Genomic DNA, 24,100 nt, shown 5'->3' on the forward strand with positions numbered 1-24,100 from the left:
TTTTATATCAGCCTCTCTTCGCTATAATGGAATTCCATGTGCTTGTGAACATCGCTCTTTACAGCACGGCAGCCTCCAGCTGCACCGGCCACTCCTCCTGCTTATAAGCCATGTCCCAGAACAGATACTCCAGCTGGCAGCTCAGCATGAAATGCTCCCTCATCCGTTCCCGCTCGGCTGCCGTCGCACGCTCCGCCCATGCATCGACACGGTCGCGGAATTTGGCTGTCGCGTCTTCCCCCCGGTTTCCGTAGAAAGAAATCCAGTCGAAAAACGGATGGGAGGCATCCGGCTTCACCTCATTCAGCAGCCTGCGGCCAATCTCCAGGTACGTCCACGGGCACGGCAGCAGCACGGCCATAATCTCGCCCAAACTACCCTCATGCGCTACCGTCAGCATATGACGGATGTAATGATGCGCGGACGGAGCCAGCGGATATCCCTGAAGCTCTTCATAGGTCACACCGGCGACTGCGCAAAAATTCTGATGCGGGTGCACCTCGCTGTGCAGAATGAATGAAATCTGTTCATTAAAGGCCGCGATCTCTTCCCGGCTGGTCGATTTGGATATGGCAATTCCGTAAATCCGCATGTAGGCATTCAAATACTCAAAATCCTGCTTCACATAGTGAATCAGCTGTTCCCGCTCCAGATTCCCCTCGGCAATGCCTTTTACGAAGGGATGATCGAAGATTGCTTGAAAAATGCCTCCCGCCTCCTGACGGAGCGTTTGCGTGAAACTCATGTTTGTCCCCACCTCCAACATATTGAAGAGCAGGAAGTCCGTAAGACACGACTTTTCAAACAACGCTAAAAAGCCGCCCCGAAAACTGGAGCGGCTTCGTCAACAAGCCCAGGTGCGCCAAAAAAGCGCACCGAGACATCATATTCGAAGGCTCCACTTTCCTACGCTAGTACGAACTAGATCAGGTTCAAAGGGTCCAAGATACGCTCTTGTCTCAGCCGCCAACGGCTCCCCTAGTGGACTTCCTATTCTTTTGTTTAATACTGTACATAGGTTTGCGGGTGGTGTCAAACGTTAACAGTTTGTGGACGGAACCTCAAGCTCGAAACCTTCCTCCGACCGCGTGATTCTGATGATTTACGGTGGCGGCTGTCTTTTCGCAAGATAAAAACGCAGGCTACCCAAACTCATTCCGGAAACACTGACGCTCGGCTGTCATATATGCCCCCGCATAATGAGTGCATAAACACAATTCAAATAAATGAAATTTAAAGGGGCGAGCGTATTTATGACAAACCAACCGAAAGCGGTTAAACCCATTCCGGATGGCTACACCTCCGTGACGCCGTGGATCATCTCAAGAAACTCCGCAGCGCTGATCGAATTCCTCAAGCAGGCTTTTCGGGCCGAAGAGTTAGCCCGCGTCTATGTTGGCGATGATGTCATCGGCCATGCCGAGGTGCGAATCGGAGATGCCGTCGTCATGATGTTTGACGCGAAACCGGAATGGCCGGATAGTCCGGCATACCTCCGTTTGTATGTTGAGGATTGCGATGATGTGTATCGGCAAGCGCTCGCCGCAGGAGCGGTCTCCGTGACGGAGCCAACGAGCTTGTTCTTCGGCGACCGGGTGGGACGGGTACGGGACCCGTTCGGCAACTTATGGTGGGTACAGACACGAATGGAGGACCTCACTCCAGTCGAAATGGAACAGCGTGCCCAAGACCCGGAATACATCAAAGCGATGACCTATGTTGCAGGGGCGGAGATCGTGGTGAAGATGCCGTAAAAAAGTCGCCGTGAAGCGAGCGTTATTACTGGGAGGACATGGGTGGATTCGGTGTCCCAGGGGTATGCATGGATGGCTGCCGACCAAAACGAATGTAAAACCGCATAACTTAGAGTAGCTATGGGTTAGAGGTAGAAACCTCGGGACTCAGAGTAGATAGCTGAGAGTAGTGGTGGTCTTGGTGCTACTCCTGGTTTGGTGCGACCGTGTTCGTCTTGGTGCTACTCCTGGTTTGGTGCGACCGTGTTCGTCTTGGTACTACTGCTTTATCTTGTTACTACTGATCTTGGTGCTACTACTGGTCTTGGTGCTACTGATCGAGGACAAGCGGACAGAGGATACGTTATTTAGCTGAAAAGGCGTAATTTTTGATGGCTAACGGACACTAGATACGTTATTCATAGAATCTGACGGCAAATAGGCTCCTTATTGAGGTAATAGGCGATCCTGTGTCCGGTAGATCTGAGAATCGGGGGTTAATCAGGATAATAAGGGATCTGGTGTCCGTTACGAGTATCTTGGTGACTGCTGGTATTAATGCTACTACTGATCTTAATGCTACTACTGGTCTTGGTGCAACCGCTCGAGGGCAAGCGGACTGAGGATACGTTATTTAGCTGAATGGGGGTTATTTTCGAGACCTATCGGACACCAGAGACGTTATTCATTGAATATGACGGCAAATAGGCCGATTATTGCGGTAATAAAGGATCCTGTGTCCGGTAGACTTAAGAATCAGAGGCGATTTAGCAAAATAACGGAACTGGAGTCCGTTAACATGTTGGGGAAGCCGGAATATCCCGCAGAACTAATCTTGAGCGATTAGGCTGCCTGTGTGGCGATGCTGCTGGTACGCAGAGCTACAGAATTGACCAGAGATGCTGGCGCTGCAATCTAGACGCGAGATTGTCGGTCGCCTTGTTGCCCTAGTACCTTCATGACATAAGCTTCCACAAAATATGGAAACAGCAAAGTGAGCAACAGCACCCAAGTATCATTGCAGCAAAAAAGGAGGCCCCCTCGCAAGATCTCAGATCTTTTTTGGGGTGCCTCCTTATCCGGCTTGTTCCTAGCATCTTCCGCTATACGATGATACTAGCCTTCAGCATCCGTCTTCATTCCTTACTGAATGCCGTAAAACTCCTGCAGCTGGTCGATCAACAGGTTGGCCGCCAGGATGCCGCCCGCCGTATTCCAGATCGCGTCATCCACTTTGTGGGCTTGACCGTTCTTCACAACGTTCAGGTTCTTCCACAGCGGATCGTTGATCCATTCCTGCTCGGTTTGGTTGGCGCCGCCATCCCCTGTTTCATAAGTGAAGTAGAACAGTCTGTCGGCTTCCACCTCAGGCAGACGTTCCTTCGTGATCTCGTCCACGAAATCGTCCTTGGCGTTCTTGGTCATGTCGTTGCGGGCGATGCCGATTTTATCGAAAATAACGCCCGAGAACGTATTGGTGTGGTACACCCGCGTCTTGCCTGCCATGAAACGAACAACGGAGACGGTTTCGTCAAGCTTGCTGCCAGCCTTCTCTTTAAACTCCTGGATCCGCTTGTCGTAGGCAGCCAAAAGTTCTTCGCCTTCCGACACTTTGTTCAGTGCCTTGGCATACAGTTCAAAATTGTTCTGCCACTCGCCGCGAAGATCCTCGGCAAAAACGGTCGGCGCGATCGCCTTCAATTGCTCGTATACTTTCTCCTGACGCATCTTGTTGCCGATGATCAGGTCAGGCTGCAGACCAGCGATCAGCTCGATGTTCGGCTGGCTCTCTTCCCCGACAACGGTAACGCCTTCCATCTGGTCTTTAATATGCGGATACCATGGATCGCCCGTCCAGGATCTAACGGCACCTACCGGCTTCACGCCCAAGGCCAGAAGCGCCTCGGTTCCTTCGTTCGTGAGGACGACGACCTTTTGAGGCGTTCCTTTGATCGTTTCCGTCCCCATGGCATGCGTAACTTCATACGATTCGCTGCCGGCAGCTGCGCCGCTGTTGCCCTCTGCGGTATTCGTCGTGTCGCCGCCCGCGTTGCTTGTACCTTCTTGCGCCGGGCTTGCTCCGCACCCCGCAAGAATCACGATCATGATCAGAGCCAGCAAGCTAAACTTGAGGCCTCTTGCCCGTTTCTTTGCCATTCCTGTTCCCATTCCTATCTTAATCCCCCTTGTGTCATATCCCGCTATTTGAAAATCATTATCAATCACTGATTCAAAACTATAAAGGGTTTCGTGAAAAATATCAATATATTTGTGAGAATGATTATCAAGCTCATTGACAGATAACGTCCCTTCACCTAAAATTCATATGAACTTAATTATTCATGGACTTAAGAAAGTGAGTATATATGCGCGTATTCGGACTATTGATATCGCTATTGGCGCTGGCCGCTGCAGTCATGTGCAGCATCGCATTCGGAGTAACGAACATACCTCTTCATCAGGTATGGGAATCGTTCACTCACTTTAACGGAAGCAACGAACATCTGATTATTCTCACGGCAAGGCTTCCACGAGCGCTCATTGCCGTCGCCGTGGGGGCATGCCTTGCCGTTGCGGGTGCGCTTATGCAGGTTATCACGCGCAATCCGATTGCGTCGCCGAGCACGCTTGGCGTGAACTCCGGCGCGGCTTTCTTCATTATTCTGGCATCGGGCTGGCTGGGCATTGGCGGACTCCAGTCCCTTACCTGGGTCGCGTTGATCGGAGCTGCCGTCAGCGGCGGTATCGTATTCTTCCTCGGCAGCATCGGCAGGGACGGCATGACGCCGGTCAAAATCACCTTGGCGGGGGCTTCCATGGCCGCTTTCTTCCACTCCCTGACCCAAGGACTAATGCTCTCCGACGGCAAAATGTTTGATCAGGTGCTGGTATGGCTGGTCGGTTCGGTAGCCGGACGTGATATGAACCAGCTAACCGCCGTATGGCCGTACATGGCTGTTGGCATGCTGGCTGCGCTGCTGCTGGGACGGCATCTGAACGCCCTCTCCATGGGAGACGACATCGCCCAGAGCCTCGGGCAAAAAACCGCACTCATCAAGCTGTTAGCTGCTGCAGCCGTCATCCTGCTGGCCGGCGGCTCCGTAGCGGCGGCGGGACCCATCGCATTCGTAGGGATCATCATCCCTCATATCGTTCGGTATTTAATAGGAAATGATTATCGGTGGATACTACCTTACAGTGCGGTGTTTGGCGCACTCCTGCTGGTGACGGCCGATCTCGGCTCCAGATACATTGCCATGCCGAAGGAAGTCCCTGTCGGCGTGATGACTGCAATCATCGGGGTGCCGTTCTTCGTGTACATAGCCAGGAAAGGAAGGCGAGCACAATGAGTAAACACCGCATATTCCGTTCCCGGAACGCCAAAGTCTCGTTTATGCTGGAGCGAAGAACCCTATGGGTGTGCCTGATCCTATTCGTGCTTTGCATTGCCACCATGATTATCAGCACGGGAACCGGCAGCCAGTTTGTTTCGCCGCTGCATGTCGTCAAAGCGTTACTCGGTGACGCTCCCCCGATGGAGCAGGTCATCGTCATGCAGCTAAGGCTGCCCCGTATTATCATTGCTGTGCTGATCGGCGCGGCTCTCGCGGTGGCGGGGGCGATTCTGCAAGGCGTCATCCGCAACCCGCTTGCTTCTCCGGATGTCATCGGCATTACGGAGGGAGCATCGCTGGGGGCGGTTCTCTTCATTTTCATATTTACGGGAGCCGTATCCATCCATTGGATGCCGCTCTTCGCCATTCTCGGCGCTTTTTTCATTACCGGACTGCTGTATGTGCTTGCCTGGAAAAATGGCGTATCGCCGCTGCGACTCGTCTTGATCGGAATCGGGGTATCGGCCGCGATCAAATCGATCTCCTATATGCTGATCATCTCCGGACCGCTGCAGTTGGCGGACCGTTCGCTTACCTTCATGGCGGGCAGCATTTACGGCATGTCCTGGGATAAGGACGTAATGACCTTGCTTCCTTGGGTCGCCGTTCTTCTTCCGCTAACCTGGCTGCAAGCCAGAAATGTGAATATCCAGGCCCTGGGAGACGACGTGGCCAGCAGCACGGGCGCGCAGGTTCAGAAGCAGAGGCTGATTCTGATCGGACTCAGCGTTGCTCTGGCCGGAGCGGCCATCTCGATCGGCGGCGCCATTGCTTTTATCGGATTAATGGCACCGCATATGGCCCGCAGGCTCGTGGGACCCAACTTCGGAAGCGTGCTTCCGGTCAGCGCGCTCATCGGTGCGATTCTGCTGCTTGTCGCGGACCTGGTGGCACGGACGGCCTTTCTGCCGCGCGACGTGCCGGCAGGCGTATTCACCGCCGCGATCGGCGCGCCGTTCTTCCTCTACTTGCTTTATCGTAACCGCAATCGATTCTAGAACCGAAAGGAGCTAAAGCGTCATGAATACGCTGGAAGCAAAGGGATTGGGTCTGTCCTACGGGGGAGACTTTATATTCGAAAATCTGGATTTAACCGTGCCTATAGGTAAAATCACCGTGTTTATCGGCAGCAACGGCTGCGGCAAATCCACTTTGCTGCGCTCCATGGCCAGGCTGCTGAAGCCGCAGCGCGGCTCGGTTGTACTAAACGGGGCCGACATCGCAAGCTTGTCCACCAAGGACGTGGCGCGGAAGCTGGCCATTTTGCCTCAAGGGCCAACGGCTCCGGAAGGGCTGACGGTCATGCAGCTGGTGAAGCAAGGGCGTTATCCTTACCAGAGCTGGCTGCGCCAATGGTCGCGGGAAGATGAAGAAGCGGTCACAGCGGCTCTTGAATCCACGGGACTGACCGAGCTGGCCGATCGTACAGTTGACTCGCTGTCAGGCGGTCAGCGGCAGCGGGCCTGGATTGCGATGACGCTGGCGCAGGAAACGCCGCTCATTCTGCTGGACGAACCGACCACCTATCTGGATTTGACGCACCAGATCGAAGTGTTGGATTTGCTGTACGACTTAAACGCCAAAGAACAGCGGACCATCGTCATGGTGCTGCATGATATCAATCTGGCCTGCCGTTATGCCGACCATATCGTGGCCATCCGCGACGGGAGCATTAAGGCTGAAGGCAAACCGGGAGATATCATCAATTCCGACTTGATGCAGACCGTGTTCCAGCTCCCATGCGAAATTATTCCGGACCCGCTGTACGGCACTCCGATGTGCGTTCCGCGCGGGAAGGGCAAACGCCGACCTTCGGCTGTCCAGCCGAATGCGGCAGAACCGAATCAACCAACAACAACTCCGGCGCCCGCCCCTGAACTGGCAACGGTCTAGCATATACGAACATAACAGCCGGCTTCGTTTTCGCTTTATGCGGGAAAGCCGGCTTTTTTAATTATTTGGACCTTTGAATCTGTTGTATCTGTTGGGTCTATGTCGAGAAACAAAAGAGACACATCAAGACCTACAGAGACACATCAAGACCTACAGAGACACATCAAGACCTACAGAGACACATCAGGCCCGCAGAGACTCATCAAGGCATGTAGAGACACATCAGGCCCGCAGAGACATATCAAGGCCTACAGAGACATATCAAGGCATGTAGAGGCACAAAGAAGGCCGCCCCAAAACGTCGGGGCAGCCTTTTATATTTGTAATAAACGCTAAATACATAGGTTTCGTCTTCCATTGCACCACTTGTACACATGCTGTTCCGCTAACCATTCGGTTACCGACCGCTTATGACCATTTGCCTGCACGCGGGGTTTTATGCTTCTGTCGAAGCGGAAGTCCTCCGAACAGCTTGGACTTTTCACGCTTCCGTTGTTCCAGCAGTTTCTTTACCCCTCGCATCAACATGCGATACCTCATCTCATCCTCGTGACCGAACTTGCGCATTTCGTCAAAGTACTCGTCTGTCATCCTATCCCCCTGCTGTATAAGTCTATAGAACTAGGATATAAGACCGAACTATACAATTTCTCAACAAGAATTGGTTACACCCTAAGCCTGATAGCCCCTGCATAGCTGAGGCCCGGCAGTGTCAACGACTTGCTGCCTTCGCCGAAGTAGAGCCTGATTCTCCTCACCTCCGAGGGCTTAGAAAAAACTTGGCAATCAAGATTCACTTTTATCCGCCTGTCATCGTACTCGCTTCATTCGTTCCAATGTTGTACAGCGAGAATGTTCGTTTCGCATCGGAACGACAGGTATTATACAATAAACGAAAAAAGGGGGCGTCGCTCATGCGGAGTACATGGAAGCTGAACGGGCCGGTCTGGGCAGGCATCGCGGCGGGCATTCTTCTCGGGCTGTTCCTCAAGATCATCGAGCACGTCACCTCGCTGGAGGTCTACACGCTGCTCCTGAACGTCGATTACGTGCCTCTCTTGAAGGAACTCAAGCTCTCCGAACTTGTCGAGTTTGCGCTGCATCTCGTCATCTCTGTCCTGCTGAGCATCGCTCTAGCCATCTTTTTGAAGCAGAAGAATTGGTCCCGTGGGCGAAGCTTGTCCTGGGTTTCATTGGCCTGTTTGGCCGTAGGACTTCTCCTATATCCGACCACCGTCTTGTCTGACCGTACCCCGGAATTATCCGACCCTGCTGCCCTTCTATATTGGCTGGCCGGTCATCTGCTGTACGGCATCGCTTTGGGCTGGCTGCTGACGAAGTCACGCGGGGCCACTTCCTAGGCTGGGAAAGCTGTCTTTCGAAAACGCCGGTTTATTGATTAATGCAAATATCCGCTCCACTTGAATGGAGCGGCTTGAGTGCAATGTTTTATTTAGTACAATTTTTTAGAATTAATTTTCCAAGGCTTTCAGCTGATTAACGATAGGTAAAACCCAATACGGCAAATTAAATTCCCTATGCTTAATCCCCGAATTCTGCCTCCAGCACAATTTCTCCACTCAGTGCGCTATTATCTATCACAAGTAGATGATCAACCAGGCTCATGTATTGGAGAAGATTTTGCATAGAAGAATGATGCCGGTGCATGATATCTTCGGCAGGGATGTGGTGACCCCCATTACGTATTCTGCCGGCTACTCATTCGACATTTAGATTTGGATCACCAAGGCCTACATAAAACATGGTGACCTGGAATCATATAGGCTTAACTTGTATAAACAACTTTGGATTTGATTGGGTCCTTCAACGCAAAATGACCGCCCCCCCTTGGGGGAGCGGTCGAGCTATGAAGCCGAATGCGCAAATGCTTGTACTATTGCTATGGATCTTTCACTTTTGGCTCTTTGGCAATTAACGTCCCAAGGACAAGTCCTTATCCTCTTCGCCAGCGGGTTCCTCATCCTCGGCGAACGAATCGTCTGCGGATGCCGCTACGCCATCCATGAAATCTTGAATTTGGCCGCTGTTGCGAGTCAGCGTGGCTACCGAAACCTCGTGTTTCTTCGCGATATCGGACTTCGTTGTTGGAATGTTAAGCGATGAAGTTACTATATATTCGATCGCACTTGCATATCCACCCTGTTTGCGGTACTTCGGATTGGCTTCTCTGGAGAAGCTGTTCCAGACCATCAGGAGGCTGAACACTTGAAACAGCTGCTGCTCATCCTGCAGTTCGTAATCCCGGCAGATCTGAGGAAACACAGACTCTGCAAGCTCGCGATGCTCATCGGCGATCCAATCCATCCACCCCAGCTTGTCGTTGATCATCTGTCGCAACTGATCGACCTGTAGCTTAGGCTCTGCTGCTTTCGCACCAGGGAACTGGATGACTTTACCGTATACCGTGCGTTCATCTCTTTCAAGACAACATCTTTTGTACTTTTTCCCGCTTCCGCAGTGACATAGATCGTTTCTTCCTAGCTTTTTCATTTCCTAGCTCCTATTTGAATGATTTCTTCTATTATACATGGAAAATATGAAAATGCGCACCTCAAGCCTACAGATCCTTAAGGTATGCCGGCCTTTCGCGTCGTTACACTCTCTTACGGGGGGGCTTCCGATAAGAAGGTGCCGAGGCAAGCCAGATAGCAAAAAAGCGCGGGTTCCCTCTATGAAAGCCGCGCCCTTTCATATTATTCTATAATATCGTCATAACGCAAGTAGGATGTAACAAATTTGTTAGAACCTATAATAGACTTGTGCCATTTTTGGTAAAGATTCCATAGATAGAATCTGATCTACAGTAACCTGTTTCCGATAGATGCCCCCTGTTGGCGGTAATGAAATAACCGCCTCCCTATACGTTATAGAGAGGCGGCTGCTTGCCCATACTCGGTGAAATCCGTTTAATTTCCTTGCTCTAATATCGCTTCCAGGCGAGTGAGCAGGACCACTGTCTCGGCCCGAGTTGCCGGATTCCCCGGCCTCAGATTAGACTGGCTGTCGCCTTGGATCAATCCACGGGCAGACAGCTCCATCATGGCTTCCCTTGACCAGGCTGGCACCAGGGCATGGTCATTGTAAGCAGACAGGCTGCTGTTTCCTTCCACAGGGAGCGGGGCTCCTGCAAGCTTCATGGCACGCTGCAGCATCACGGCAAGCTCTCCTCTGGTAACCGATTGATTCGGACGAATAGTGCCATCCTTATAGCCCTTCAAGATGCCTGCTTGCATAGCATCCGAAATGGCATCCTTAGACCAATCAGGCCAATATTCACTTGTGTCGGATCTGTCGGCCTCGACAGAAGCGAACGGCCCAAACCAACGATTCAGCAGAACGACAAACTCGGCACGCGTAATATAGGCATTGGGCCGGAAGGTTTTATCTGGGTACCCGCTAATCTTAGCTGATTTAACTGCCTTCATGATAGCATCCTCAGCCCAATGTCCTTTCACGTCAGAGAACTCTAAAGTCTCTATTCTTTCTCCGTCATCCCCTCTCCCAGGCACCGGATCCTGATCTTCGATTGCCGGAGGCACCGCTGGTTTGTCCCCTTTCCCTGACTCAGAGTCCGGTTTCTTATCGGTTCCAGGAGTCGGAATGGGATTGGAACCAGAGCCCGAGTTTGACTCGGGTTCTGTGACCGTACCCGGATTCGGCCGCGGATTCGACCCTGATCCAGGATCGGGATTCGGATCAGGACCCGGGTCAACGTCCTTATCCGTAACCTTGATTACGGCACTAGTGGAATGCGTGCCATAAACGGCGTTTAGAACGGTCTGTCCTTTCCCTTTTCCTGTAATCAGCCCCTCAGTACTGATTGTCGCAATCGTCTCGTCCTCTATCGTTAACTTGCTATTCGATGTAATGTTTCTCGAATTGCCATGTTCATCCGCTGCGATAAGACTGGCTTGCAGCGAGCTGCCTATCTCCAGTTCGTATTGCTGTTTGTTGAAGGATATGCCTTGGATGAATAGCTCGAACTCAACCGTAATGGGATCCGCGAGCAGCAGACCTTCAAGTGACGATGCACTGATTGTGGCGATCCCCGGCTGATTAGATACCAAGGTGCTCTCATAGACGCCATAGGCCGACTCTGTCACCGTCGTCATCTGCCCCAAAGAAGAAGTTAACTCAATAGGGCCAAGATAATCGTCCAGATCGTTGCCATGGACATCCTTGATGTGAAGCTTGATATCTGTGGATTGCTTACCATCTGCCACCACGATTTTCGGGTTCGCCGTTAATGTGGAATAAGCTCTGTTGGGAGTCCCGGCTCTAAACGATACTTTGGCCGACACTTCAAAAGGCTTGCCATCCAAAGTCACACCAATATTAGCTATACCTGCTGTATCGGATCGAAGCTCGGCTTCATAAACGCCATAAGAGGTTTCTACCGGTTCACTGACCGTTCCAAGCGAGCTGGTGAATGCCGCCTTACCGCCGCTTCGGTTCAGCTCATTTCCGTCAGCATCCCTTAACTGCAATCTCAATACGACCGGATCGGCACTGCCAACGGCTGACATGGAGGGCGTTGCTGTCAACTCTGACTGGGCAGGGTGAGGCTCTCCGGAGAGTACGACAATTTGCGCTGCTGGAACCTCCAGGCCATTGATCCTGGCCGTTACCTGAACAGGCCCTGGAGAGTCTGCCAGCATATCAGCCGCATAACGCCCTTCTCCTACGTAACTTACAGGCCCTACTATCATCGCCCCTACAGCTTGCATATCCACGATGTCCGTACCGAAGCTGACTGGCTGTCCTTCATGGCCGGCCAGCTGAAGAGTCAACCGGTATGGCTGCCCCATAACCGGTCCGATGCCTTGTTTAGGCCAGTAAGCTTTGTCATAATGGCTGAGTGACAGTTGGGTAGGCTCTATGGCGCTGCCCATTTTATAGCCGCCTCCGAGCTGTTTTTCTCTATTACTTCCCATGCTCCAAAGTGTGCCGTTATCCAGCATGATTACCGTATGATGACCGCCGGTCTCGGCCTGCAATACTTTAGCATTACCCGGCAGCCTGGTGACTCGCCCTGGCCGCTCCTCCAACCGATCATCTCCACGGCCAAGCTGTCCTGTAATGTCCGCTGAACCCCAAATGGTATTGCCGCCCCAGGTCCACACACTGCCGTCTTCGCGAATCGCTGCGACGTGTGCAATCCCTGCCGATATATCAACAACATGGCCGAAAGCATCTCCAGATGCCTTGTCCAATACAGGCTTGGGATAATTTGAATAAGTCCCCTGGAGTGTGTCAGAGCCTAGCTGCCCATAACCGTTGACCCCCCAGCTTAATAAGGTTCCGTCCTCTTTTAAGGCCAAGGTATAATCATTACCGGTAGATACCTTCTTGATTCCATTCAGAGGATTCTTGTTCTTATCCAGCGCATGGACGGGATACGAGTGACTAACTAATGTGAGGTCCCCCAGCTGATAGGCCCCGTTATACCCCCAGCCCAGCAGCTCCCCGTTCTCCGTTACCGCCATGGTAAACCAATTTCCTGCATGAATTTGCTTAATTCCTGTCAGGAATTCGGAAGCGTTCTTCTTCACCTGGACCGGTCTCTCGACATACTCCATTTGGCGACCGTTCCCTACTGCACCTGATTGATTATCTCCCCAAGCCCACACGGTTCCGTCTTTCGCCAATGCGGCGGCATGCGTAACTCCGGCAGAAATCTGTTCAATCGGAGGCAGGCCTGCAATCGAGATTGCCGTTGGATAATAATAGGTTCCCTCGAACGGCCGCCCCAATTCATTACTTGCATTTAAGCCCCAGCCGTATACAGTTCCGTCAGCGGATAAAGCAAGCGAGTATTGTTGTGATGCCTCGACTGCTACAATGTTCGCGAGAACTTTAAGTTCACCGTTCACATTCTCATAAACTGGCTGCGCAAAGCTGGTGCTGAAATTCAAACCTTGTTTCCCATTCCCCAGCTGTCCCACCATATTCGATCCCCAGGACAAAACCGTTCCATTATCCAGCAAGGCTAACGTATGGTACCCTTTTGAGGATATCGAAACGATGTTAGTCTCTCCGGGTAAGCCTGCCTTTCCCGTATCCGCATGCCCTGTGGTACCCATCTGGCTCGCCAGCAAGAGTACGATGAGACATATGTGCCATATTTTACGTTGCAATGCGTCGACTCCCTTCTATGGATTTCATATGAATGCGACAAAAGTATACAAAACCCCGGGACCATTGCCTATTATCCAAAGTTAACAAAGGGGACAAACGAGAAAAACCGCGGCTCATCCCCTGCTCCACGGCTATGGTGCATAAACATAATGAAGTAATACATATGATCGACAGCCATCCACCCATGCCCCGACCCACACATCGTGTACCTAAGGAGAAGTACGTACAATGTACAATAAATGCTACTCTATTTCGAACGTTCCATTTCAGATCCCGAGAAGGTTTTCAGTACCGCCTGTACTCTTGAGCTGACACCTAACTTACTGTAAATCCGGTTCAAGTACACCTTCACGGTCCCCACCGTGAGTCCTAGTTCATCGGCGATGGACTGGTTGGTATCCCCCCGGCGAAGCAGGGCCAGCACTTGTGTTTCTTGGGGAGTTAGCCCATATGTACCGAAATGGTCCAGAAGATCTAGGCTTGCCAGTTTCTCCTGTCTCATCTCTTCCATCAGTTCAGCCATATAATCCTTCAATGGAGCTGTCTTCATAGCATCACCGTTAGTATTCAGCTCCTGCAGTAGTTGATACACCCAATTCCCTTCATCCATAAATGTGCGTTTATATCGATACGGCATGACAAGCGAGAGCGCCTCTTGAAGAAACAACGTAGCTACCTTTACGTTTCCGCGAGTGTATTCCGCGTAGGCCTGCAGGACGATGACAGATGCGGTAATATTAATGCTTCCAGCTTCTTCGGCTTGAATCCGGAGGGCCGCAAGCATAGTTTGCGCTTGATCGGCTCTCTGCTGATGAATGAGCAGTCGCGCCCAGGTCATGATTTCCAATGAATACTCAAGGCTTATCCGCTGCATCGACGAAAGGTTTAGCTCCTGAAAGCCAGCCTCTGCCTGGGACAACTCTCCGTCTCTAAGATCGATCTCCACCAAAAAAGCCCGCAAGGCACTGCACCATAATATATCTTCTCTTACTTCCATGATATTCAACGCATCCTGTACGATCGCCCTTGCCGAATGGTGGTTTCCTTCCTTCCGTTTGAGCCTAGCCATAGACAGTCGGATCGGAATGAACAAGCCTGGAACGTCTTTGTATCGTCTTCCTTCTAAAAGCCGATCCAGCCAGAATACGCATGCATCCAGCTCATTCTTCTCATAAAAGCCTTCTGCCATGGCTTGCATGACATATTGACACATCAAGGAATCCTCCCAGCCATGGCGTTCCAGAATCGAGACAATTTGTGTGCCTACCTGTGCCGTGGTATTCGTAAGAACGCCTTGAAGCCCGAACGGTGTATTGCGCACAAAAGGTTCCCGGTTATTGTAATTGAAATTAAAGAATATGGGATCCTCCGGCAGTCGATGTTCAATCGTCTGAGCAAACTGGAACCATTCATCAAATTGTCTGGAATTAAAAGCAAGATTGGCTTTTACAAAAAAAAGCCCGCTCAGCCATTCTAGCTGCCGCTCCATGATTGGGAGTCCATACAAACCTGCTTCCAATCGTTCAAGCAAATCCCGTGCTTGGTCACGCTTCCCTAGAAGAGAATATACAAAGATCTTCACAAACAGCAATCTGTCCGGCAAACGGATTCCTTCGGGAAACCTGTTAAGCCACAGCTGAAGAAGGTCGAATTCTCCCTTCTTGATCAGCTCCATCATATGCTGATCCACCAGAGCGGCTGCCATCTCGTAATCCTCCGCCAACAAGGCGTAATCGATCGCTTCCTCATGCCATCCTTCGCGCGCATATACCTGGCTTGCTCTCCGGTTAAGCTCAATCCATCGCTCGGGGTTCTGCTGCTTTAATAAGCTGCTCAGGAAATCGCCAAACACATGATGATAACGATGCCACCGTTCTTGGTGATCCAAGGGAATCAGAAATAGCCCTTTGGCTTTTAGCACCTCCAGCATGCCATCACATTGGGGCAGCTCGGTGACGGCAGCGCATATGTCCGCGTGAAATCGCCTCATAACCGAGGTTTCCAGCAAAAACTGCCGTAAAGGCTTGTCCAGCCCGCGCATGACTTCATGACTCAAGTAATCACTCAACTGCCTGTTACTTTGGCTAAAAGCATCAGAGCCCGGCATGCCAGCAGCTTCGTTCTGCCGCTGCGCAATAAGTGCTAATTGGAGTCCGGCTGCCCATCCTTCTGTACGTCGAACCAAGCTATTCAGCTTCTCAGGGGCGAGGGAACGCCCCAGTGTCTGTTGGCACAGAGAGCCCGCATCCTCCTCGTTGAATGCTAGCTCCTGCGCTCCTATCCGCTGCAATCTTCCGCTTAACAGCCATCTCCCCATCCCCTTGAGGGGCAGCTCCGCGCGCGAAGCGATGAACACCCTGACAGAATCGGGCAAATGCTCGATCCAATAATTCAGACTTTCATGAATTTCCTGATGGGTAATCGAATGATAATCGTCCAATACCACGTTTATAGACAGAGAGATGCCATGCATCTCCATAATAAATTGATCCAAGAAAGAATAAATCACTAGACCTGAATAAGGAACCAGCAGGGGCAGCAGGCGATTTTCGATCCCGGAAGGTAAGTAGGGCAAGAGCGAATGGATCATATAGCGCCAAAATCTCCGCAAGTCGTTATCCTGCTCATCCAAAGTTAACCAAGATGCCGGTCCGTGCTGCCCTTCATGGTGCATATACTGGACCAATGCGGTGGTCTTTCCGCTGCCGGCAGGGGCTACAATCGTGATGATCCGATACCCGCTGCCCTGATTCTCCCTCTCATCCCATACAGAACGGCTGATCCATGAATCCCGTAATGCTGGCGGCTGCAATTTAGTTCTTAGAATAACAGTCCCTACTCCCATGTGAGTCACCTCCAAGTCTTACTGTTACTATAAAATACTCTTAAGTATCTTTCCAGGTTAATCCTCAAAGTCCGGCGTTTCCCCGGAAATTAATAGGATTACCCTCTCAAAGGATCTAAACAATGCCTGCTGGCATACATACTGTGGTGAAGCTGTTGTACAACCGATCAGCATACGCAAAAAGCGGCCTTACTCTGGATCATCCAGAGTAAGGCCGCTTGGAGCTGCATCTCGACATTAACCCGTTGATTCTCGAATTAATAGCCCAGTGCGGTTTTGGCTTCCTTCCACTTCGCGTTCAGCTTGTCGAACGCAGCCTGCAGATCGTCGGCCACGATATATTCCTGGACGTAATCGCCGGTACCGATGCCAATCTGCGCCTTATTCGCGATCTCGTTAAACTTCGGATCGGTCGCTTCGCTCTCGATCAGCGTCGGATTGAACGATTGGAATTCGGCGAGCTGCGAGATGGAGGACTCCGCCGATTTGATGATCGGCATGAAGCCGGAATCTTCCACGTATCCGGATTCCTTCACGAAGAAATCAACCCACGCGGTAGCAAGCTCTTTGTTCTTGCTGTCTTTGCTGACGGCGATGAAGTAATCCGAACCGAGCGGCGCGTTGTACTTGCCGCTATTATCGTACGGGAGCGGGAAGAAGCCGATGTCCTCCGAAGCCGCGCCGGCGCCGATCACCTGCGGAATCACCCAGTTGCCCAGGAAGTACATCGCGGCTTTGCCGGAAGCCATTTCGCCTTTCGAAATCTCCCAGTTGTTTGTGTACAAGTCTTTCTCTACCCATTCCTTTTGCACGAAGGTGCGTCCGATATTCGCAAGGATGCCCCAAGCATTATCCACCTGAAACGGCGCTTCCTCGGCGACCTGCTTCGAGGCGAACTGCGGATCCCCGTTCACGTACCATGCGGAGTTATCCGCCCAGTTGCCCATCGTCCATTGGGCTCCGAAGTTCATGTACAGCGGAATGATGTCCGCCGCTTTCAGCTTCTCTGCGGCTGCGTACAGCTCATCCAGCGTGGTCGGCACTTTGTCGACGCCTGCAGCCTGGAACGCCTTCTTGTTGTATACAATGCCTTGCGTATTGACGCCGGTGGAGATTCCATAGCGTTTCCCTTCGAAGAGGGTATTGTCCGCAAAATAAACGTCCTCGAACATCGTATCCGGCAATGGCTCAAAGTACTTGCCGTACTCCGAGGTGGCAAGGCCAGTCGGAATCATCAGCACGTCGCCGGCCTCACCCGTGGTCAGACGGACCTGAATGTCCGTCGCATAGTTGGTCAAGCCTTCAAATTCAATCTCCGCCTTCGGATATTTCGCTTTGAAGGCTTCCACGTATTTGTCCAGCGTGCCGTCGTTTACCAGGTCGGTGCGGTGCGTCAGCACCTTCAGCTTGCCGCCCAGCTCCGCTTCGCCGGATGCCTCGGTCGGCTCGCTGCCGGCGTTGCCGCTCGGCGGTGCCTCGGTGCCTGCGTTATTCGTTTTATTTCCTCCGCAGGCGGCCAAAATGGATGATACGGTTAAGAGCAGAAGCAATGCCATCGTAAATCTTTTTTTCATTTCGTCTTCCCCCTGTACGTTGAATGTACTTGCGTTTCTTCGCATCTTCATGAAGCGCTTACTGATATCGCTTACATTTCAAATGATAATCGCTAACACGTTCAAAACAAATGAATTGTTTTTGTTTTTATTGTCATAAATTATGCTAACATATCATTTTCTTGTTAGTCTCGATATCACCTGCTTCTCGGCGGCCGACAGCAAAAATCGCACCGTACGTCCTAACGAACGTGCGGTGCGATGTTAACCCTATGTTTATGTTCAGCTACCTAGCGCACCGAGCCGGTACGCCCGTCCGACCCTGCATTAAACCCGGATGCCGGCCGCATAAAATGTCTTCACCGTCTCCTCGGCCAACTTGCCGTACATGCAATAATCATCGTTCAGGGACGCTTCCTCCACGCCATACAGCCGCGCCGGCCAATCCCACAGCATGTACCCCTGCATCCACTCCCGCTTGGCGCAAGCAGCGAACATCGCTTCATAATACTGCCGCTGCTCCTCCTCCGACGGGCCGCCGGGCAGCGACCAATCGTTCGGGCGGGCCGCGGAGCCCTCGCGGCTCGGACAGCCGGCTTCCATGAAGAAGAACGGCTTGTTCCATCGGCGGACCGTGCCTTCGATCCGATCCAATTGCTCCTCCCACTGGTCGATCGGATAATAGCCGCTGGAGGAGATGATATCTACCTCATCCCACCAGCCCACGCGCTCCTCTTGATATTTATCGCAATTATACGTCACCAGCCCGCCGTAGACGTTTCGTACATCCGCAATCAGGGCCCGCCACTCCGCGTCCCGCTTATCGGCCTGCACCATCTCGCAGCCCACGCACAGCATCTCGCATCGCTCTTCCTCCGCGATTTCGGCATAATGGCGAATGAACTCCCCATAGGAGCGGAACCATTCCGCCCAGCTCGGCTCACCTGGAACCTCTTCGTCGAAGAAGTTAATATGGGCCCGCCACGTTCCGTTCGCGACGTTCACGACCGGCTTCAAGCACACCTTGAGGCCCAGGCTCTTCGCCTTGCGGATAGCCCATCGCACCTCATCGTCCGTCACCGTCGGTTCTTCCCGGAACGGGATTTCCGTCGACTGCGGCGTTGCCTGCACGGCCGACAGCGCGATGGCCACCCAATTCACGTCCATGTCCGCCATGCGTTCCATGGAGAATTCCGCCTCGGGTCCCGTCCAGGAGCCCCGTACGCCGGTCCACCCCCAGGTCATGCCGCATACTTTTTCCGTCCACTTGTTTGTCGAGTTCATATATCGAGTCTCCTCTTCTTCATCGTCTCGTGTTCGTTATTTGACCGCTCCGTTCGTAACCCCCGCAAAAATGTACCGCTGCATGAACAAGAACAACACGACCGTCGGAATGAAAATAATGAGAATGCCTGCCGAAATCACGTTCAGCTGCGCCGCGTTCGGACCGATGAAGGAATAAATCGCGGTGGATACCACCTTCAGGTCTTGGCTCGGCATATACAGGTACGGCGTGTAAAAATCGTTGTAAATCGAAATGCTTTTCAGAATGACCAGGGTCGCCGTAGCCGGCGCAAGCAGCGGGAAGATGATGGAACGGTAGATTTTGAACAGGGACGCCCCTTCCAGCATGGCGCTCTCATCCAGATCCCGCGGGATGCTGTTCACGAATTGCAGATAGATGACGATCTGGAGCACGTCGGCTCCCAAGTACAGGAGAATCGGCGCAAGCATCGTGTTGTAGGCCCCCAGGCTCTGGATGACGCTGAAGGTAGCCACCTGCGTCGTGACCATAGGAATGACCTGAGCGACCAGGTACATGCCCATGATCGCTTTTTTCATCTTGAATTCGAACCGTCCGACCGCATAAGCGACCATGGTACCGAACAGGATGTTGCCGACTACCGAAATGACCAATACGATCAGGATATTGCGAAATCCGAGCCCCAAATCCCCGATGTCGATCACCCGCTTGAAGTTCTCGAAGTTAAAGAAATTGTCAGGCAAGCTGAGGCCGGATTGATAATACTCCACCTGGGTCTTGAACGCCCCCACGAAGATCGAGTAAATCGGGAAGAACACCACGAACAAAGCGACAACCAACGTGAAATAATTGAAAATCCTAAAGCCGATCGAGCCTTCCCTTTTCATGATTGCTTCTCCTCCCTGAACAGCAGCTTCCGTTGGATGACGATGAACAGCAGCACGATGATCAGCAGCACGACCGCCATCGCCGAGGCCAGCCCGAAGTTCTGATACTTGAATGCCGTATCCACCGTTTTGATGACGAAGGTCGACGTATCGTTCGCCCCGAGCAGCATCACAAACGGAATATCGAACGCTTCGAGCGCGCCCGTCAAGGTGAGGATCAGCATCAGCTCCAGCACGCCCCGGATGCTAGGCAAGGTGATGTAACGGAACTTCTGCCAGCCCGATGCCCCGTCGATGGATGCCGCTTCGTACAGGTCGCCCGGTATCGACTGCAGAGCCCCGATAAAGATGACCATGTTCAGCCCCATGTACTTCCACATCGAGATGAAGGCCAGCGCAAAATTCACGATCCCTTTGTCGCCCAGCCAGCTCTGCTGCCAGGATTCGAGTCCAAGCGCGCCGAGCAGCGTATTCAGCGAGCCGTATTCCATGTGGTACACGTTCTTGAACATGATGACCGTAGCCACGCTGTGCAGCACGTACGGCAGGAACAAAGCGACCCGGAAGCCGTTTCTCCCCTTTAGCTTGCCCGTCAGAATAACGGCAAAATAGAGGGCAAAGACGACCTGGATGAGACCCCCGATCAGATAATACAGATTGTTCTTGAGTGAGCTGAACACTTCGGGCTTCGTAAAAATCTCGACGTAATTGTCAAAGCCGATAAAGTTCATATCCCAGCCGAGACCCGACCAGTCCGTCAAGCTGTAATACAACAGCGAGAGCGCCGGATAATAAGAGAAGGTCAGTGACAGGAGCACGGGAATGGCAAGGAAACCGAACAGAATAAGATAGCGCTGCGTTTTATAACTGAAATTGAACACGTTCCCTTCCTCGCTTTCTGGATGAAATGGTACCGTTTTCAATCATTATAAAAGACAGCGCCCCGAAAAATAATAGACTTTGTTTGCTTTTATTGTCCTCAGTTTAGATAACAGTCACCTAACAAAATCGCGGTACTCCTTTGGCGTTTTTCCGGTCATTTTTTTGAATACTTTATTAAAATAAGCCGGGTCCGGGTAGCCCACGCGTTCGCCGACCATATACGTCTTGAGCCCGTGATCCTCCTTCAGCAGCCGCTTGGCATGCTCGATTCGCACGGCGATGCAATAGTCCGTAATCGTCTCGCCCGTTTCGGTCTTGAACAGCTTGCTCAAGTAGCTCGGAGTCAAATAGACCAGGTCGGCGAGGTGCTGAAGCTCCAGCTCCTCGGTGTAATGCTGCTGAATATAGGCCTTGATCGTCTCGACAGCCCGATGCTCGCTCTTCCCTTGATCCAGAAGCCCGGCGGCAGCCTCCACAGCGCGCTTTAGCCGGTCCGCGAACGAACGCCAATTCTCGCTGTCCCCCGGCTCCAGGTTCCAATCTGCATCCCCTGCGTCAATACCGCGCTGCTTCATCTCTTCCTCCACATGCGACTCCAGGGTCAGGCAAGCTTCCCTCAATTCGGCCCAGCCGGGCCGCAGGGAAGCCGTCTCTTCCAGCCAGGTGCCCATCGCCGCCGGCAAACGTGCATACTCGCCTGCACGCAGCGCCGGAAGCAGCTGTTTATCCAAGGAACGGACAAGGCGGTAGCGTTCTTCCCGGTGAACCGCCGCTATGCCTTCGCCTCCGCAGTTGCGCCGTTCATCGCTGTACCAAGCCTGCTCTAGGACGCTCGCGGCTTCCCTATAGGCTTGCGGGAGCCAGCGGCTCCCGCTGAATACGCCGCTGATGCCCAGCTTCGCCGAAGTGCCCGCGGGAAGCTGCTGCAGCAGCATGGCCGCCCATTCTCTCGCCATATCCGCATGGCCCGACTCTGCGATGGACGCCAAGATCGCCTGCCTTCCTCCTTCGCAGCCGATGATTCTCCGCTCCGTCCCCCAGACCGACGTCCACGCCAGCAGCTTCTCTTCCGCGATCTCCGGGAACGTGCGAAGCAGGAGCACCGCGTAATGTCCGTGGAACAGCGCCTGCTGATCCAGCCGGTCGCAGACTTCTTCGAACAGATGCTCCGGCATGGTTCGCTGATCCGTTCCTAACAGGAAGCTGACCAGATCGTCCGACTCCAGCTTGCGCTCGTTCTGCTCGCCCTTCACCAGCTCGTCGACGTTCTCCAGCATGCGAAGCAGCTCTTTCATGTTGACCGGCTTAAGCAAATATTCCAGCGCTCCCTGACGCATGGCGGTGCGGGCGTACTCGAAATCGTTGTAACCGCTGAGCACGGCGAATTTGGTACGGGAGGCCATCTGCTTGATATTCGCCATCAGCTGGAGCCCGTTCATTTGCGGCATTTTGATATCGGTAATGACCAGGTCGGGCTGGAGCTCATGCCATTGATCCAGCAGCTCCTGGCCGCTTGCAAACGTCCCCACGACCCGATATTGCTCGCCTGCGTCCCGTATCAGCTTGCCAAGCCCCAGCCTGATCCGTTCCTCATCGTCCACCACGGCGATGTTAAGCATTCGCAAGTCCTCCTGTTCTCGGTTCTTCTATATGTTCCGCGGGAAAGGTAATCCGAACGGCAGTTCCTCGCCCTTCCTCGCTGTCTACGGCAAGGCCGTAGGGTCTTCCATATCGGAGCTGCAGCCGCTCGTGCACGTTTCGCAGCCCGACTCCCCGGCCGTCCGTTCCTTGGGGCTGCGCCTGATCCAGCATGCTGCGCAGCCTCGCAAGCGCTTCTGCCGACATGCCCAGCCCGTCATCCGTAACGGTAAACACATGATTCATGCCATCCATGGCATAGGTAATGGTCAGATGCAGCACAGATTTGTTCTCGTCGAAGCCGTGATTGACGGCGTTCTCGATGATCGGCTGAAACAGCAGCTTCATTACCCGAATGGAATCAGCCCCCGGATCATCCGGCAGCGTCAGCACGAACCGCTCGCCGTACCGGTAATTCAGCAGCTCGATGTAGGCTTTGACATGCTCCCACTCGCGCTTCACCTCCACGACCTCGCTGCCGGCATGAATGCTGTAGCGCAGCTGCTGTCCCAGCAGCTGCACCATATCTCCCACCTCTTGGTCGTTATGAAGAACGGCCGTCATCCGGATCGTTTCCAGCGTATTGTAAATAAAATGCGGATTGATCTGGTGTTGAAGCCGCTCCAGCTCCGCCTCCTTTTTCCGCTTCTCGGCGGTGTAGATATCGTCGATGAGCTGTTTGATGCGTGCCATCATCCGGTTGAACGAGACCCCGATCAGCGAGGCTTCGTCCCGCCTTCGGACCGGGAACACCACATCCAGCTTGCCGGTCTGCACCTGCTTCATCAAATGAACGATGGACCGCAGCGGCCTTGTCAGCGCATAGATCAGAATCAATGAAATGATGAGGGCAAAGCTGGTAACGCCGACAGCCGCCGCGATCGTAATCTTCCGGGTCTTCAGCGCATCCTGCATCAGCTGCCGCTCCGGCACCGTAATCAGGATCAGCCAGCCGGTCTGCTCGGATTTCCGGTAAACGACAAGCTGCTCCTCCCCGTCGACCTTATGGCGAAAGCTTCCTTCGTTGCCGGTGGCCTGGGCAAGCGCCGCATTGTCGGTCATGCTGCGGGACAAATATTTCTTCTCGCTGTCATAGATCACGGTCCCGTTGTCATCCAGGATGAAGGTGGTGCCGTGCGTCGTCTCCTCCAGGTCGGTGACGATGTTCTCGATCACGCCGATGTTGGCATCCACCACAATGGTGCCGATGGAATGGTACGATTTATCGATGATGTCGCGAACGACCGTGAACATGTACTGCTTGCTGCCGGCGGACACGGCGATCTCCTGCGTGCTGACCAGTACGGGCCGGCCGCCGGCCTCCGTGGCCAGCTTGCGCCAGTTGTCATAGTACTGCTGCAGATTCGAGCGGTTGCCGCCGCTTTTGACCACGTAATAGGGGTTGCCGAAAAGGTCGAACAGGTACACGTTGCTTGTGCCTTCTTTGATGTTGTTCATGAAATAGATGCTCCGCTCGACCTTGCGCGTAATCTGGAGCTTCAGCTCACTCTCGTTCTGGCTTGCCGATTCCTTCGGCTGCCCTTCCGCCTGGTAATGCCGATTGGACATCTCGAGTCCTGACTGAATTTCATTAAGGTACGAAGGAATGATCGATATTTTCATCATATCGGTCACGTAATCATCCAGCTTGCCCATCATTTTGCTCGACAGCTGGGACACGTAGGCGACCGTATTGTTCTCGATGGTGGCCGTATAACGCTCTGCCGCAAAATACGTGATGAGTCCGATCGGCAGGATGATCAGAAACAGAAAGACCACAAACAGCTTGCGGTCCAAGCGTCCGGCCGGCCGCTCCTTCCATAGACGGGTAATGTAGCCGCGCAGGTTCAC

17 protein-coding genes and 1 riboswitch are annotated in these 24,100 nt (G+C 52.9%); of the genes, 5 read left to right on the top strand and 12 right to left on the bottom strand.

Translation table 11 applies throughout. The annotated features are described in order from the left end of the window. Positions 1-58: 58 nt before the first annotated feature. Positions 59-745: a thiaminase II gene (gene tenA, locus HMPREF9412_RS18245; protein ID WP_009593167.1), complete on the bottom strand. Its 687-nt coding sequence runs from the start codon at positions 743-745 to the stop codon at positions 59-61. Positions 746-886: 141 nt separating this feature from the next. Continuing rightward, positions 887-990, bottom strand: a riboswitch (TPP riboswitch). A 263-nt stretch (positions 991-1,253) separates the two neighbouring features. Here tenA and HMPREF9412_RS18250 point away from each other — a divergent pair. Continuing rightward, the gene (locus HMPREF9412_RS18250; RefSeq protein WP_036672677.1) at positions 1,254-1,754 is read left to right on the top strand and encodes a VOC family protein; all 501 of its coding nucleotides are present in this window, start codon (positions 1,254-1,256) and stop codon (positions 1,752-1,754) included. A 1,122-nt stretch (positions 1,755-2,876) separates the two neighbouring features. Here HMPREF9412_RS18250 and HMPREF9412_RS18255 read toward each other — a convergent pair. Further along, a complete protein-coding gene (locus HMPREF9412_RS18255) occupies positions 2,877-3,902 on the bottom strand; it encodes an ABC transporter substrate-binding protein (RefSeq protein ID WP_009593152.1) in 1,026 nt (341 codons plus the stop codon). A 197-nt stretch (positions 3,903-4,099) separates the two neighbouring features. Here HMPREF9412_RS18255 and HMPREF9412_RS18260 point away from each other — a divergent pair, with 197 nt between their 5' ends. Genes HMPREF9412_RS18260 through HMPREF9412_RS18270 form a run of 3 tightly spaced genes read left to right on the top strand, consistent with a single transcriptional unit; the run spans position 4,100 to position 7,021 of the window. Beyond that, positions 4,100-5,083: a FecCD family ABC transporter permease gene (locus HMPREF9412_RS18260; RefSeq protein WP_009593158.1), complete on the top strand. Its 984-nt coding sequence runs from the start codon at positions 4,100-4,102 to the stop codon at positions 5,081-5,083. Beyond that, complete coding sequence (locus HMPREF9412_RS18265) at positions 5,080-6,126, top strand: FecCD family ABC transporter permease (protein ID WP_009593151.1); 1,047 nt, start codon at positions 5,080-5,082, stop codon at positions 6,124-6,126. The genes HMPREF9412_RS18260 and HMPREF9412_RS18265 overlap by 4 nt, the downstream gene beginning before the upstream one ends. 22 nt (positions 6,127-6,148) lie before the next feature. After that, on the top strand, positions 6,149-7,021 hold the full coding sequence (locus HMPREF9412_RS18270) for an ABC transporter ATP-binding protein (protein WP_009593169.1): 873 nt from the start codon (positions 6,149-6,151) through the stop codon (positions 7,019-7,021). A 408-nt stretch (positions 7,022-7,429) separates the two neighbouring features. On the opposite strand, the gene HMPREF9412_RS18275 is transcribed toward HMPREF9412_RS18270, so the two are convergent. Beyond that, the gene (locus HMPREF9412_RS18275; RefSeq protein ID WP_009593172.1) at positions 7,430-7,612 is read right to left on the bottom strand and encodes a hypothetical protein; all 183 of its coding nucleotides are present in this window, start codon (positions 7,610-7,612) and stop codon (positions 7,430-7,432) included. A 323-nt stretch (positions 7,613-7,935) separates the two neighbouring features. Here HMPREF9412_RS18275 and HMPREF9412_RS18280 point away from each other — a divergent pair, with 323 nt between their 5' ends. Beyond that, positions 7,936-8,382: a hypothetical protein gene (locus HMPREF9412_RS18280; RefSeq protein ID WP_009593174.1), complete on the top strand. Its 447-nt coding sequence runs from the start codon at positions 7,936-7,938 to the stop codon at positions 8,380-8,382. A 571-nt stretch (positions 8,383-8,953) separates the two neighbouring features. On the opposite strand, the gene HMPREF9412_RS18285 is transcribed toward HMPREF9412_RS18280, so the two are convergent. The 9 genes from HMPREF9412_RS18285 to HMPREF9412_RS18325 form a co-directional block, all read right to left on the bottom strand. Beyond that, positions 8,954-9,532 (bottom strand): YecA family protein, encoded by a 579-nt coding sequence (locus HMPREF9412_RS18285; protein WP_009593170.1) that lies wholly within the window; start codon positions 9,530-9,532, stop codon positions 8,954-8,956. 416 nt (positions 9,533-9,948) lie between these two features. Beyond that, positions 9,949-13,179 (bottom strand): RCC1 domain-containing protein, encoded by a 3,231-nt coding sequence (locus tag HMPREF9412_RS18290; RefSeq protein ID WP_036672680.1) that lies wholly within the window; start codon positions 13,177-13,179, stop codon positions 9,949-9,951. A gap of 248 nt (positions 13,180-13,427) precedes the next feature. After that, positions 13,428-16,025 (bottom strand): LuxR C-terminal-related transcriptional regulator, encoded by a 2,598-nt coding sequence (locus HMPREF9412_RS18295; protein ID WP_009593183.1) that lies wholly within the window; start codon positions 16,023-16,025, stop codon positions 13,428-13,430. 257 nt (positions 16,026-16,282) lie between these two features. After that, complete coding sequence (locus tag HMPREF9412_RS18300) at positions 16,283-17,599, bottom strand: ABC transporter substrate-binding protein (RefSeq protein ID WP_009593153.1); 1,317 nt, start codon at positions 17,597-17,599, stop codon at positions 16,283-16,285. A 306-nt stretch (positions 17,600-17,905) separates the two neighbouring features. Beyond that, positions 17,906-18,862: a glycoside hydrolase family 113 gene (locus tag HMPREF9412_RS18305; protein WP_009593163.1), complete on the bottom strand. Its 957-nt coding sequence runs from the start codon at positions 18,860-18,862 to the stop codon at positions 17,906-17,908. Between the two features lie 36 nt (positions 18,863-18,898). Further along, a complete protein-coding gene (locus tag HMPREF9412_RS18310) occupies positions 18,899-19,729 on the bottom strand; it encodes a carbohydrate ABC transporter permease (RefSeq protein WP_009593175.1) in 831 nt (276 codons plus the stop codon). Beyond that, entirely contained in the window at positions 19,726-20,610 is an 885-nt protein-coding gene (locus HMPREF9412_RS18315; protein WP_009593160.1) for a carbohydrate ABC transporter permease, read from the bottom strand. The genes HMPREF9412_RS18310 and HMPREF9412_RS18315 overlap by 4 nt, the downstream gene beginning before the upstream one ends. Positions 20,611-20,724: 114 nt before the next feature. Then, positions 20,725-22,230: a response regulator transcription factor gene (locus tag HMPREF9412_RS18320; RefSeq protein WP_009593161.1), complete on the bottom strand. Its 1,506-nt coding sequence runs from the start codon at positions 22,228-22,230 to the stop codon at positions 20,725-20,727. After that, complete coding sequence (locus HMPREF9412_RS18325) at positions 22,223-24,100, bottom strand: cache domain-containing sensor histidine kinase (protein ID WP_009593173.1); 1,878 nt, start codon at positions 24,098-24,100, stop codon at positions 22,223-22,225. The genes HMPREF9412_RS18320 and HMPREF9412_RS18325 overlap by 8 nt, the downstream gene beginning before the upstream one ends.

The organism is Paenibacillus sp. HGF5 (assembly GCF_000204455.1).
Classification (GTDB): Bacteria; Bacillota; Bacilli; order Paenibacillales; family Paenibacillaceae; genus Paenibacillus_AQ; species Paenibacillus_AQ lautus_A.